The 13,704-nt window shown below is 46.1% G+C and carries 11 protein-coding genes; 8 read left to right on the top strand and 3 right to left on the bottom strand.

The genetic code is table 11. From position 1 onward, the window contains the following. Positions 1-7 precede the first annotated feature (7 nt). The 8 genes from mraY (at position 8) to ftsZ (ending at position 9,913) form a co-directional block, all read left to right on the top strand. Positions 8-1,225, top strand: a complete 1,218-nt coding sequence (gene mraY / locus A8O23_RS03330) for a phospho-N-acetylmuramoyl-pentapeptide-transferase (RefSeq protein WP_066616501.1) — start codon at positions 8-10, stop codon at positions 1,223-1,225. Positions 1,226-1,282: 57 nt separating this feature from the next. After that, positions 1,283-2,629 carry a UDP-N-acetylmuramoyl-L-alanine--D-glutamate ligase gene (gene murD / locus A8O23_RS03325; protein WP_066616500.1) on the top strand — a complete coding sequence of 449 codons (1,347 nt, stop codon included), beginning with the start codon at positions 1,283-1,285 and terminating at the stop codon, positions 2,627-2,629. After that, a complete protein-coding gene (locus A8O23_RS03320; RefSeq protein WP_066616499.1) occupies positions 2,629-3,795 on the top strand; it encodes an FtsW/RodA/SpoVE family cell cycle protein in 1,167 nt (388 codons plus the stop codon). Before murD ends, A8O23_RS03320 begins: the two co-directional genes overlap by 1 nt. Then, positions 3,788-4,894 (top strand): undecaprenyldiphospho-muramoylpentapeptide beta-N-acetylglucosaminyltransferase, encoded by a 1,107-nt coding sequence (gene murG, locus A8O23_RS03315; protein WP_066616497.1) that lies wholly within the window; start codon positions 3,788-3,790, stop codon positions 4,892-4,894. The genes A8O23_RS03320 and murG overlap by 8 nt, the downstream gene beginning before the upstream one ends. After that, entirely contained in the window at positions 4,891-6,300 is a 1,410-nt protein-coding gene (gene murC, locus A8O23_RS03310) for a UDP-N-acetylmuramate--L-alanine ligase (protein WP_066616494.1), read from the top strand. The genes murG and murC overlap by 4 nt, the downstream gene beginning before the upstream one ends. 166 nt (positions 6,301-6,466) lie before the next feature. Continuing rightward, on the top strand, positions 6,467-7,051 hold the full coding sequence (locus A8O23_RS03305; protein WP_239693322.1) for a cell division protein FtsQ/DivIB: 585 nt from the start codon (positions 6,467-6,469) through the stop codon (positions 7,049-7,051). A gap of 8 nt (positions 7,052-7,059) precedes the next feature. Further along, a complete protein-coding gene (ftsA, locus tag A8O23_RS03300) occupies positions 7,060-8,385 on the top strand; it encodes a cell division protein FtsA (RefSeq protein WP_066616488.1) in 1,326 nt (441 codons plus the stop codon). A gap of 19 nt (positions 8,386-8,404) precedes the next feature. Beyond that, entirely contained in the window at positions 8,405-9,913 is a 1,509-nt protein-coding gene (gene ftsZ / locus A8O23_RS03295) for a cell division protein FtsZ (protein ID WP_066616485.1), read from the top strand. A 104-nt stretch (positions 9,914-10,017) separates the two neighbouring features. On the opposite strand, the gene A8O23_RS03290 is transcribed toward ftsZ, so the two are convergent. The 3 genes from A8O23_RS03290 to A8O23_RS03280 all read right to left on the bottom strand — a co-directional run bounded on the left by A8O23_RS03290 (position 10,018) and on the right by A8O23_RS03280 (position 13,695). After that, complete coding sequence (locus tag A8O23_RS03290) at positions 10,018-10,542, bottom strand: NADPH-dependent FMN reductase (RefSeq protein ID WP_066616482.1); 525 nt, start codon at positions 10,540-10,542, stop codon at positions 10,018-10,020. Positions 10,543-10,888: 346 nt separating this feature from the next. After that, positions 10,889-11,641 (bottom strand): succinate dehydrogenase/fumarate reductase iron-sulfur subunit, encoded by a 753-nt coding sequence (locus A8O23_RS03285; protein WP_066616986.1) that lies wholly within the window; start codon positions 11,639-11,641, stop codon positions 10,889-10,891. Positions 11,642-11,781: 140 nt separating this feature from the next. Continuing rightward, positions 11,782-13,695, bottom strand: a complete 1,914-nt coding sequence (locus A8O23_RS03280; RefSeq protein WP_066616480.1) for a fumarate reductase/succinate dehydrogenase flavoprotein subunit — start codon at positions 13,693-13,695, stop codon at positions 11,782-11,784. Between the last annotated feature and the right edge of the window lie 9 nt (positions 13,696-13,704).

The raw sequence follows: 13,704 nt of genomic DNA, 5'->3' as shown, positions 1-13,704 counted from the left end.
AAAACAGATGCTTTATTACCTTTTCAGATACTTAGACCAACAGTTTGACGTCCTAGGCGCAGGCGTGTTCCAGTACATCTCGTTCAGAGCTGGTTTGGCGGCATTGCTGTCGTTGCTTATTGCTATGATATTTGGTGGGCGCCTTATTAAACTGCTACAGCGGAAGCAGGTAGGTGAATCTATCAGAGATTTAGGTCTGGAGGGACAGATGGAAAAGAAGGGAACTCCTACCATGGGTGGCCTTATCATTTTGCTCGCCATTTTGTTGCCTACCATTTTGTTGGCCCGCTTGAGCAATGTTTACATTATTCTCATGCTGGTTTCTACCATTTGGTTAGGCGCCATTGGTTTTCTGGATGACTATATTAAGGTATTCAAAAAGAACAAAGAAGGTTTGGCCGGCAAGTTCAAGATTATAGGCCAGGTAGGTTTGGGTCTGATTGTGGGAGTTACTCTTTTCTTTTCAGAAGATGTGGTAGTGCGCCAGTATTTCACTGATCATGGTACCTCTGCGATTGATGTTGGCAGCTCTTTTGCCGATGTTAGAAAAATGATCACCACCGTGCCCTTCACCAAAAACAACGAGCTAGATTACCACAACTTCTTCAGTTTCGCTAGTCCGGTATTAGGTTCTTATGCTCGATTCCTGTACATCCCGCTGGTTATTCTTATCATCACTGCTGTCTCAAACGGAGCCAACATTACTGACGGCATCGACGGTTTGGCGGCTGGAACATCGGCTATTATTGGCACTACCCTGGCAGCTTTTGCATGGGTGTCTGGTAACGCTATCTTCGCCGATTATTTTGACATCATGTACATACCGAATACGGGGGAGTTGGTGATTTTCTGTACCGCTTTTGTGGGTGCTTGTGTTGGTTTCCTTTGGTATAACTCTTACCCGGCTCAAGTATTCATGGGTGATACTGGTAGTTTGTCCATTGGTGGAATCATAGCGGTACTGGCTTTGATTTTGCGCAAGGAGCTGCTCATTCCTATGCTGTGCGGTATTTTCTTAGTTGAGAACCTGTCTGTCATGCTGCAGGTGAGCTACTTCAAGTACACCAAAAAGAAATATGGAGAGGGACGAAGAATCTTTAAAATGTCACCTCTGCACCACCACTACCAGAAGTTAGGTTATCATGAGGCTAAAATTGTCTCCCGCTTTTGGACGGTAGGAGTGATGTTAGCAATTCTGACGCTGGTGACCCTGAAATTACGATAAGCTGTTTTTGACCTGTTTTTCAGAAAAGGGATAAAAAAATCATAAACCAAAACCAACATGAAATTAGCCATATTAGGAGCAGGGGAGAGCGGCGTGGGTGCAGCCTTGTTGGCGCAGGCCAAGGGCTATGACGTGTTTGTATCTGATTTCGGTGTCATAGCTGAAAAATTCCGGATGCAGTTAGCGGACGCAGGAATTCCTTTTGAGGAAGGAACGCACTCATTGGAGCAGATATACGAGGCCAATGAAATCATCAAGAGTCCAGGGATTCCTGACACAGTTCCGGTTATTCAGGGTGCACTGGAGCGGAACATACCGGTTATCTCAGAAATTGAGTTTGCGGGTCGCTATGCCTCAGGCAAGTTTATCTGCATAACCGGAACTAACGGCAAAACCACCACCACACTGCTGACTTACCACCTCCTGAAAAGTGCTGGTTTAAAGGTGGCTCTGGGCGGAAACGTGGGCGAAAGCCTTGCGGCCAAAGTTTTGGAAGACGCCTATGACTACTATGTGGTGGAACTGAGCAGTTTTCAGCTGGACAACATGTACCAGTTCAGGGCGCACATAGCCATTCTGCTGAACATCACACCAGATCACTTAGACCGCTACCAGTACAGCATGGACAAATATGCGGCGGCCAAATTCCGGATTGCGCAGAACATGACTTCGGCAGATTACTTCCTCTTCAACCAGGATGATGCAGAGATTCAAAAATACCGTTCCGCACACTCGGTTGCAGGTACGCAGTTGCCCTTTGGTCTGAAGGAGAGTAAGGGTTTGGCGCTTAACTATAATGGAAGTCTGATTTCGGCCTCTTTTCCTGAAAACAGGGCTAAAATAGATACTTCTGCTTCACCGCTTATTGGGCAGCATAACCAATACAATACTATGGCGGCCGTGGGTGCGGCTTTATTGGTTGGCATTGCGCCAACTGAGATCGAAAAAGCCTTGGGCACTTTTCAAAACGCGGAGCATAGGCTACAGCCGGTGGGGGAAATAGATGGCATACGGTTTATCAACGACTCAAAAGCTACCAACGTGGAGGCGGTGTGGTACGCGCTAGATGGCATCAACCAACCCATTGTTTGGGTGGTAGGCGGCAAAGACAAAGGCAACGATTATTCTCCGTTGTTTCCACTGGTGCAAGAGAAGGTAAAGGCAATTGTATGCTTGGGTGTAGACAACAGTAAGATTTTGGCCTCTTTTTCTGAAATCTGCCCCAAAATAGAAGAAACGCAAGACGTGAACGAGGCGGTTCGGTTGGCAAAAGGCTTTGCCGAGGCCGGAGATGTGGTGATACTATCGCCGGCCTGCGCCAGTTTCGATTTGTTTAAGAATTATGAACACCGCGGCCGCGCTTTCGCTGAGGCCGTGACTGCTATAAATACTACCGGAGTATGATGACTTTTGTGAAAAACTGGCTGAGGGAAAACCTCAAAGGAGACCCAATTTTGTGGGGAATTGTACTTATGTTTGGCCTGATCAGTATTGCCGTGGTTTACTCAGCCACGGGAACTCTGGCGTATAAAAAAATGGGTGGCAATACAGAGTATTATCTGTTCAAGCACTCCTCGCTCATATTTGTGGGCTTGGCTTTTGTGTGGCTGGCGCATAAAATCAACTACCGGTACTATGCTAAACTGAGTCAACTGGCGCTTATATTTTCCGTGCCGTTGCTCATTTACACTTACCTTAAGGGCTCTAACATCAATGAAGCTTCCCGCTGGTTGACCATTCCAGTAATCAACCAGACCTTCCAGCCCTCAGATTTGGCTAAATTGGCGTTGATCTCTTACCTAGCTAGTATTCTGAGCAAGCGCCAGATGAACATAGAGTCAAAGCAAACTCTTATTCCGCTGTTTTTGTGGAGCGGCTTGATTTGCGGACTCATCGCCATGAGTAACATTTCAACTGGTTTGCTACTGTTCCTGACCTGTATTCTCTTGATGTTCATAGGTCGTGTTCCTATGAAACCAATTTTTACCATGATAGTGGTAGGGGCTATTTTCGGAACCATCGCCTTGACCTTGGGGCAACGGATGCAGACTGCCATCAGCCGGATAGAGAATTTCATGGATCCCAAAGAGACGGTTTTCCAGCTAGAGCAGTCTTATATAGCCATTGCCACCGGAGGGGTAGTTGGGAAAGGTCCGGGACAATCTGACCAGCGCAACTTGCTGCCGCACCCTTACTCTGACTTTATTTACGCCATTATTATTGAAGAATACGGCATGATTGGAGGTGCCTTTGTGCTGTTCCTTTACCTGGCATTCCTCTATCGAGGCATGGTGGCGGTAACAAATAGTTTGGGCGCCTTCGGCGGATTGCTCTCGGCGGGGCTGAGTTTCAGTTTGGTCATACAGGCCATGGTAAACATGGGGGTGGCGGTAGGCTTAGGTCCAATTACTGGTTTGCCGCTCCCGCTGCTTAGTATGGGTGGAACGTCGTTGATCTTCACTGGTATTTCCATCGGAATTATTTTGAGCGTGAGCCGCAGTGAGCATGAAGCCAAACTGCAGCAGCAGGCGGCAGTGAACAAACCAGCAAACGTACTAAGCCATGCATGAGAAAACATTAAAGTTTATCATTAGCGGGGGCGGTACCGGGGGGCACATTTATCCGGCCATAGCCATTGCCAATGAAATAAAGCGCCTGCACCCCACCGCAGATATTCTGTTCATTGGGGCGAAAGGCCGAATGGAGATGACGCGGGTGCCAGAGGCAGGTTATAAAATAATAGGCCTGTGGATCAGTGGTTTGCAGCGCCGGTTAACATTAGATAATCTGTCCTTTCCGCTGAAGGTTATTTCCAGTATCCGGAACGCTTATAAAATTATAAAGGACTTTCAGCCAGATGCCGTGGTAGGGGTGGGGGGATATGCCAGCGGACCCATGCTGTATGCCGCTACTAAAAAGGGAATACCAACGCTCATTCAGGAGCAAAACTCTCATGCGGGTATTACCAATAAACTGTTGGCCAACAAAGTAGACAAGGTTTGTGTGGCGCATGAGGGTATGAGCAAATATTTTCCGCAGGAAAAAATTGTGATAACCGGCAACCCCGTGCGGAGCGATATTGTGCACCAGTTAGGTAAGAGGGCAGAGGCTATGTCTTTCTTCGGGCTGAGTCCTGAAAGACTTACGTTTCTGGTAATTGGAGGAAGCCTTGGCGCAAGAACTTTAAACCAAAGTACTGAGGCAGCTCTGCAAAGAATTCAGGAGGCGGGACATAACCTGATCTGGCAAACTGGCAAAGTATTTTTCTCTACCGCTGAAGAAGCAGTAAAGTCATTCCCAAGCGATCAGATCAAGGCATTTGATTTTATTAAAAGAATGGATTTGGCCTATGCCGCTGCAGATGTAGTGGTATCAAGGGCGGGGGCGCTGTCCATTTCTGAGTTATGCCTGGCAGAGAAGCCTTCCATTTTGGTGCCGTCGCCTAACGTGGCGGAGGACCATCAGACTAAAAATGCCATGGCATTAGTGGAAAGAAACGCAGCGGTGTTTGTGAAAGACACAGAGGCGGCAGAACAACTATGGACCACCGCTTTTAATTTAGCCAAAGACAAGGAAAAGCAAAAAGAGCTGAGCCAAAACATTGGTCAACTGGCCAAACCACATGCCGCTGAAACCATTGTGCATGAACTTTTAAAGCTGATTAAATGAATCTGCACCAGTTTAAAAATATCTATTTCTTAGGAATTGGAGGCATAGGCATGAGTGCCCTGGCACGTTGGTTTCTGGCCAAGGGCTTTGCCGTGGCCGGTTTTGACCGTACGCCCACTCCCTTGACCCTGAAATTGAAAGAAGAAGGCGCTGACATTCATTTTGTGGATGACATAAACCTGATTCCGGCCTCTTTTTTGAAAAACAAGGCGGAAACGTTAGTTGTTTTAACGCCTGCAATTCCGGTAACGCATAGCCAAAGACAGTATCTGGAGCGCGAAAATTACACTATTCTGAAGCGCTCACAGGTGTTGGGTTTGCTAACGGCAGACCAATTTTTGATTGCAGTGGCTGGTACCCATGGTAAAACCACCACTTCCTCTATGGTAGCGCACTTGCTGCACCATGCCAGAGTTTCCACCTCAGCGTTTCTGGGCGGCATCTCCACTGATCTTGGTTCAAACCTGCTACTGCCTCATGCTGAAGAAGATCGTGCTATTTGCGTGGTAGAGGCTGATGAGTACGACCGCTCCTTTCTGACCTTGCACCCAGATATTGCCGTGGTCACTTCCACTGATCCTGATCATTTAGATATTTATGGGCAGAAAGAGGCACTGGTAGAGTCGTTTCAGCAGTTTGCGAGCCAGATTAAACCACACGGTTTCTTGCTTCTAAACCACACCGCTGACCCAAATATTGCTCAGGCTGTCCACCCTTCAGTGACGGTAATTAGGTATGGTCTTGAGCAAGAGGAGCTTCACGCAAAAGACATAAAAATAGCCGACGGAAGCATGAAATTTTCAGCCGAAGGCCGGAACTTAGACTTACCGGAAACAGCTTTGCAGATACCCGGCTACCACAACATTGAAAATGCTTTGGCAGCCGCACAGGCGGTTTCATTGGTGAATGTGCCGGTAGAGAAAATAAAATCAGGTATTTCGGCATATACGGGCGTAAAAAGACGGTTCGAAAAGGTGGTGGATATAGAAAAAACTGTATATTTAGATGACTATGCTCACCACCCCCGAGAGATTGAAGCTTTTCTAACATCTGTCAGAGCATTGTATCCAGATAAAAAGCTGAGGGTTGTGTTTCAGCCCCACTTGTTTACCCGAACTAGGGATTTTTTAGAAGGGTTTGTTGAGAGTCTGAACCTGGCAGACGAGGTATGGTTACTAGATATTTACCCAGCCAGAGAGCTGCCCATTGAAGGAGTTACCTCTGAGCTGATCTTTGACCGTTTGGAAGTGAAAGAAAAGAAGCTTCTGCGGAAAGATGAGGTAATAGAAGCGTTAAGAAAAGATTTGGATTTTAGCGTGTTAGCCACTGTTGGCGCAGGTGATATAGATACTTTAGTTCCGGAGATAAAAAAATTGTTGGAGGAGAAAGCCCATGTATTGGAATAGGAAGGTTAAAGCCCTACTTTTTACTATTTTTTGCGGGGGCATTTTTGTTTTTCTGGTAGGATTTTCTAAGAGCCGCCAATCAGAAAAAATATGTAAAAAAGTCAATATTAAAATTGATAATGAGTACAACAATTACTTTCTTAGTGAGCCGGAAATACTGTCTCTGATGACCCGCAACGGTACCCAGCCTCTTACTGGCAGGAAAAAAGAGGAGATTGACCTGAAACAGCTAGAAATGCGGATTAAAACGCATAAATTTGTGAAAGAAGCGGAGGTTTTCAGGGATCTGGCGGGTAACATTAACGTGAAAGTGCAGCAAAATCGACCTATAGCCAGGTTGTTAAGTGCTGATAGAGATGTATATATAGATGAAGAAGGTGCCCAGCTTCCTTTATCTAACCATTATACAGCTAATGTTATTCCGGTTACCGTTGGGGTTGGACTTACTAAGAATAAGGCCGATTCATTTTTTCAGGATTCAGTAGGGGTGAAATATCTTTCTTTACTGCGATTTGTTGAGAAGGATGATTTCTGGAATGCCCAAATGGCCCATATGCACATAGACAGCAAAGGAAAGGTTAGTTTTCTTACCCAGGTAGGAGACCAACATATTGAATTTGGGAAGCCTGTGCAGATAGAAGACAAGTTCAGGAAACTGTTCATCTTCTACAAAGAAGTATTACCGGTTGTAGGCTGGGAAAAATACGGACGCCTGAATATAGAGTACAAGGATCAGATTATTTGTGAATAGAAAACGATATGCAGAACGACAAAATAGTTGTAGGCTTAGACATTGGAACAACCAAGATTTGCGCGCTGGTAGGAAGAAAGAACGAGTACGGTAAGCTGGAGATCCTAGGCTTAGGTAAGGCTGTTTCTGAAGGGGTAGTGCGCGGAATGGTAAGCAATATTGACAAAACCGTTGATGCTATAAAAAAAGCTATCCGTCAGGCGGAAGAGCAGAGTGGCATTGACATTAAGGTGGTGAATGTTGGTATAGCAGGTCAGCATATCAAAAGTTTACAGCATAACGGCAGCATTACCCGCACGTCAGTAGACAGCGAGATCACTGTGGAAGACGTGAATCGTCTTACCAATGACATGTACCGGTTGGTGACTCCTCCGGGCAGCGAGATCATCCATGTAATGCCGCAAGACTACAAAGTAGACTATGAAGATGGTATCATGGACCCAGTGGGTATGTCAGGGGTACGCTTAGAAGGCAACTTCCACATCATCACGGCCCAGTCTAACGCCATCAACAACATCAATAAATGCGTTACTCGTGCAGGTTTAGAAATTGACCAGCTGATTCTGGAGCCATTGGCATCTTGTATGTCAGTTTTGAGCGATGAAGAGCGTGAAGCCGGTGTGGCTCTGATTGATATTGGGGGCGGTACAACTGACCTGGCAATCTTCAAAGACAATATAATTCGTCATACAGCGGTGCTTCCGTTTGGTGGTAACATCATAACTTCTGATATTAAGCAAGGATGTATGGTGATGCAAAACCAGGCGGAGCAACTAAAGGTGCGCTTTGGTAAAGCCATTGCTGATGAGGCTTCTGAGAACGAGATTGTTTCTATTCCAGGCCTTCGCGACCGTACTCCAAAAGAAATTTCCCTTAAAAATCTTGCTTTTATCATTGAAGCTAGAATGGAGGAAATTGTTGAACTAGTTTACTCAGAAATTGTTAGAAGCGGGTATGCCAACCAATTGGCCGCAGGTATTGTGGTAACGGGCGGTGGGGCGCAGTTGCAGAATCTGGTGCAGTTAGTAGAATATTTAACTGGCTTAGATGCCCGTATCGGTTATCCGAACGAGCATTTGGGTAAGAGCAAGATTGATTCTGTGAAGAGCCCAATGTACGCCACAACAGTTGGATTGGTGTTGACAGGCTATCAGGCCATTGATGAACGTGTAAACCGTTACACCGAGATGACAAATCCTGAGACCAAAGCAGTAAACGAAGCCAAGCCTGCTCAGAACAAAGCAAGCGGCGGAAGCGACTTCTTCAAGAAAATCTTTGAGCGTACCAAAGGCATGCTGATTGATGATTTTGATGACAAACAACAGAACTATTAACGCGTAATTCAGGAATAACATGAGTTTTTCATCGTACAAATTTGATGTGCCATCACACTCCAAGTCAATTATCAAAGTAATTGGTGTTGGCGGAGGAGGAAGTAATGCCGTGAACCACATGTTCAATCAGGGCATTAAAGATGTGGAGTTTGTGGTGTGCAATACCGATGAACAGGCGTTGAAAAGCAGCAGCGTGCCCAATAAACTTCAGATTGGTACTACCCTGACCGAAGGTCTGGGAGCAGGGGCCAACCCGGAGCGTGGCAAACAAGCGGCCTTAGAAAGCAAAGAGGAAATCCGTGAGCTGTTAGGCGCCCATACTAAAATGGTGTTCATCACCGCCGGAATGGGAGGGGGTACCGGTACCGGTGCTGCCCCGGTTATTGCCAAAGTAGCCAAAGAGATGGATATTCTTACGGTGGGTATAGTAACTGCTCCTTTTGCTTTTGAAGGTAAGAAGAAACGCACTGCTGCCGATAATGGTATTAAAGAACTCAGCGAGAACTGCGATACCGTACTAGTTATCCTGAATGATAAATTGCGCGAGATGTTTGGCAATTTGCCTATTAGAGCTGCATTTGCCAAAGCTGATAACGTCTTAACCACCGCCGCCAAGAGTATTGCCGAAATTATTACGGTAACCTCTGAGGTGAATGTGGACTTTGAAGACGTGAAAACAGTCATGAAAGACTCTGGTGCCGCCGTAATGGGATCTGCCATTACTGAAGGTGAGAACCGCGCTCTTCGTGCCGCCGAGGAATCTCTGTCTTCTCCATTGCTGAACAACACTGATATTCATGGTGCTCAGAAAATCCTTCTTTCCATTATGTCTGGTGATCAGGCAGAACTGGAAATGGATGAGTTGACCGAAATCACTGATTACATTCAGGAGAAAGCCGGCGATGATTCAGAGGTTATCTTTGGTCATGGTATTGACTCTTCTTTGGGTGCCAGCATTAGAGTTACTGTTATTGCCACTGGTTTTGCCCGTGATACTGTAAGCCTGCCACAGCCAAAAAAAACAGTTGAGACAGCTACTTCAGATGAAGCCGTAGTGCCTAATGTTGAAGTTAATGCACCAGTACCAGTAACTGAGCCTGTTGCCCCAGCGGTAACTACTCATTCGGTTACGCCTCCTACTTCATCTTCACAGTTAGTGGCAAATGATCCTGTGCGTAAGCCAGCCCCAGCCTCAGAAACAAGCAAGATTATTTTTGATCTTGACTCTAACAATGAGATCTTCACGCCTGTGTTTGAAGAAGAAGCTTTGGTAGAGGCTCCTGAACAAGGTAATAGGGAGCTGCAGAGCAGAATGAGTGATAGAAGAGAGCGTTTGCGCCGTTTAAGTAACGACACAAACACTGATGCTGCTATCAAAGAGAAATTGGAGGTACCTGCTTACTTGCGTAGAAATGTGCAGTTAGAGAACGTAGCGCCGTCGGCTGAGCAGCAAATTTCCCGATTCAATTTGAACGATGACAATGAGCTATTAGGCGACAACCGCTTTTTACATGATAATGTAGACTAAGCGTTTTTAGCGTAGTTTTTAAAAAGTAGGCCTAAAACAGAACTCTGTTTTAGGCCTACTTTTTTTATATAAAGGTGGTGAAGTCTTGCTTGGTGGGGGGACTTCTAAAAATGTATGAGCTCTTCTATTTGCTCTTCCAGCAGTTGAATGTAGAGCGGGTTGGTAAGCTGCCCATCCGCCAAATGTTTATGCACAAACGGCAGCCGAGGCTTCTGTGCAAGCACATGCAGACCGCAGTAATGCAAGACATCAGTTAGATGGCTTAAGGCAATGTTGCCACCCTGGCTGCCTGTAGAAAGACCTACTAACGCGCCCTTTTTCCTTTTTAAAGCGGCCGGATATTCTAAACCATCAATAAACGCCTTCAGTACCCCCGGATAAGAGCAGTTATACTCTGGCACAATGAACACAATTTTATTGGCAGAGGCTACTGCAGCGCGTAACGCAAGGAACTCTTGCGAGTACAGATCTTTTGTATAAAGGGTGGGGGAGGCAAAATCTAGAGGCAGATCCTGTAGATCAAGAATCTTTGAATCCTGTCCGCTTCTATTCAGTAGCCCTTGGTAAAGTTTGGCAATTTGTAAAGTGATGGAGTTAGGTCTATTAGTACCTGATATAATTAGTATCATTTGAGGCAATTTACCCTTTAACTGTTGAAGAGGCAAGTTGTTCTTGTTTTCTAAACTTTCTGATAAGTAAAAGTTTATAACGTTATTGTTTCACCAATACTATTGTTCATCTAAAAGAACCAACTCCTACCAGTAGAAACAACAAGCTTTTTAGAAGGCGTTGCTTGTAAAGCCTTGTCATATCCAGAATAGCCTTGTTTGACAAAAACACTGGTTTATGCACTTACTTCTCAAATTAATATAAGCTGCTGTGTTTTAGGCCTGTTTTGCCAAAAGCAAGGCTAAAACAAAAGCGAAGCCCTTGTGCAGGACTTCGCTTTCTAAAATAGCTAAGCTAAGAAAATACTTATAAGTTCTCTGAAGTGAGTTTAGCCGATATGAACTCACGGTTCAACATGGCTATATTCTCTAAAGAGATACCTACTGGGCACTCAGCGGCGCAAGAGCCAATATTGGTACAAGAACCAAAGCCTTCAATGTCCATTTGAGCTACCATGTTTTCTACACGTGTTTTACGCTCTACCTTGCCCTGTGGCAACATGGCTAACTGAGAAACCTTGGCAGAGGTAAAGAGCATGGCAGAACCATTCTTACAGGCCGCTACACAGGCTCCGCACTGAATACAGGTTGCTGCATCAAATGCTTTATCTGCAATAGATTTTGGAATTGGAATCTCGTTGGCATCAGGCACCCCCCCTGTGTTTACAGAGATATAGCCACCTGCCTGTTGAATCCGGTCAAGGGCAGAACGGTCAACGGCCAAGTCCTTCAGGATTGGGAATGGAGTGGCTCTCCAGGGTTCAATGGTGATGGTGTCACCATCTGCGAACTTACGCATGTGCAACTGACAAGTGGTAGTGCCACGCTCAGGGCCGTGGGCTCTACCGTTAATGTACAGGCTGCACATACCGCAAATACCTTCGCGGCAGTCGTGGTCAAATGCTATGGGGTCTTGCCCGCTGCGGAGCAAATCTTCGTTTAATACGTCCAGCATCTCCAGGAAAGACATTTCCGGGGAGATATCTTTAACTTGATATGTTTCCAGCCTACCAGTAGCCTTGGTGTTTTTCTGTCTCCACACCTTAAGCGTTAGGTTCATTGGTTTGCTGTTAGGATTATTACCAGCCATTTTCTTTCTAATTAGAAATTAAAAATTATGAATTAGAAATTAAGGAAAGAGATGGAAGCCGTTTCTAATTGAAACCCATTTCTAATTTTTAATTTCTAATTTTTAATTAATTATTTGTAGCTTCTCTGCGTCAGTTTCACGTTTTCAAACTTCAGCTCCTCTTTATGAAGTGCCGGCTGTTGGTTAGGGCCAGTATACTCCCAGGCGGCTACATACGTGTAGTTTTCGTCATCACGGAGAGCTTCGTTTTCAGGTGTCTGGTATTCTTCACGAAAGTGACCACCGCAAGATTCATTGCGGTTCAGGGCATCATCAACCATCAGTTCACCTAGTTCCAGGAAGTCAGCAACACGACCAGCTTTCTCAAGGGTTATGTTTAGTTCCTCGTTCGTACCAACTACTTTCACATCGTTCCAGAACTCAGCACGAAGTTTCTGAATTTCCTTTTTAGCGAACTGCAAGCCTTCGGCGTTACGTGCCATTCCGCAGTAATCCCACATGATTTGACCTAAAGCCTTATGGAATTCATCTACGGTACGGGTACCATTGATGCTTAATAATCGGTCCACGTCGGCACGTACCGCAGCTTCTGCTTCTTTAAAGGCGGGGTGAGTAGGTTCAATACGAGCAGCTGGCATTTGTGCCAAATAATCACCAATGGTGTAAGGAATCACGAAGTAACCATCGGCCAGACCTTGCATAAGGGCAGAGGCACCTAAGCGGTTAGCACCGTGGTCAGAGAAGTTGCACTCACCGGTAGCATATAAACCTGGCACAGTGGTCATGAGGTTATAATCAACCCAAAGTCCACCCATGGTATAGTGTACCGCCGGGTAAATGCGCATTGGCTGCTCATACGGGTTTTCACCAGTAATCTTGGCGTACATCTCGAATAGGTTACCATACTTTTGGCTGATGGCATCTAGTCCGTCTCGCTTAATTGCATCGGCAAAATCAAGGTAAACAGCCAGTTTGGTTGTTCCTACGCCGCGTCCTTCGTCGCACGCTAATTTGGCGTTACGTGAAGCCACGTCACGTGGTACCAGGTTACCGAAAGATGGATATTTGCGCTCTAAGAAGTAATCACGCTCTGCCTCAGGAATATCGCCAGGGGCACGGTTGTCACCTACTGCTTTCGGTACCCACACCCGTCCATCGTTCCGCAGTGACTCAGACATCAGGGTCAGTTTAGACTGATAACCGCCAGATACCGGAATACAAGTAGGGTGAATTTGGGTAAAGCAAGGGTTCGCGAACAAAGCTCCTTTTTTGTAGGCTCTCCAAGCTGCCGTGGCGTTAGAGCCCATGGCGTTCGTAGAAAGGAAGAACACGTTTCCGTATCCGCCAGTTGCCAAGATAACAGCATGAGCACTGTGGGACTGAATTTCACCGGTAATCAAGTGGCGAGTCACAATTCCACGGGCTTTGCCATCTACCATTACCAGATCCAGCATCTCGGTGCGAGGGTACATCTTCACTTTGCCGTAAGCAATCTGGCGGTTAAGCGCTGAGTAAGCACCTAAAAGCAACTGCTGTCCGGTTTGGCCCCGGGCGTAGAACGTCCGGCTTACTTGAGCACCACCAAAAGAGCGGTTTGCCAGCAATCCGCCATATTCACGGGCAAACGGAACGCCTTGTGCCACACACTGGTCAATGATGTTCACACTCACCTGCGCCAAGCGGTACACGTTTGCCTCGCGGGCACGGTAGTCACCACCTTTAATGGTGTCATAGAACAGGCGGTACACGCTGTCACCATCGTTCTGGTAGTTTTTAGCGGCATTAATACCCCCTTGCGCGGCAATAGAGTGCGCACGTCTTGGGCTATCCTGAAAACAGAATGCCTTTACGTTGTAACCAAGTTCGGCTAAAGTAGCGGCAGCTGAGGCTCCAGCCAGACCGGTTCCTACTACAATAATGTCGTATTTACGCTTGTTGGCTGGGTTTACCAGCTTCACATTGAATTTATGCTTGTCCCATTTTTCGGCCAATGGCCCTTCGGGAATCTTAGAATCTAGAATCATAGCGTTCGC

Origin of the sequence: Rufibacter roseus (genome assembly GCF_001647285.1) — a bacterium.
GTDB classification, from domain to species: Bacteria; Bacteroidota; Bacteroidia; order Cytophagales; family Hymenobacteraceae; genus Nibribacter; species Nibribacter roseus.
This window is presented reverse-complemented; position numbering and strand designations above follow the sequence as displayed.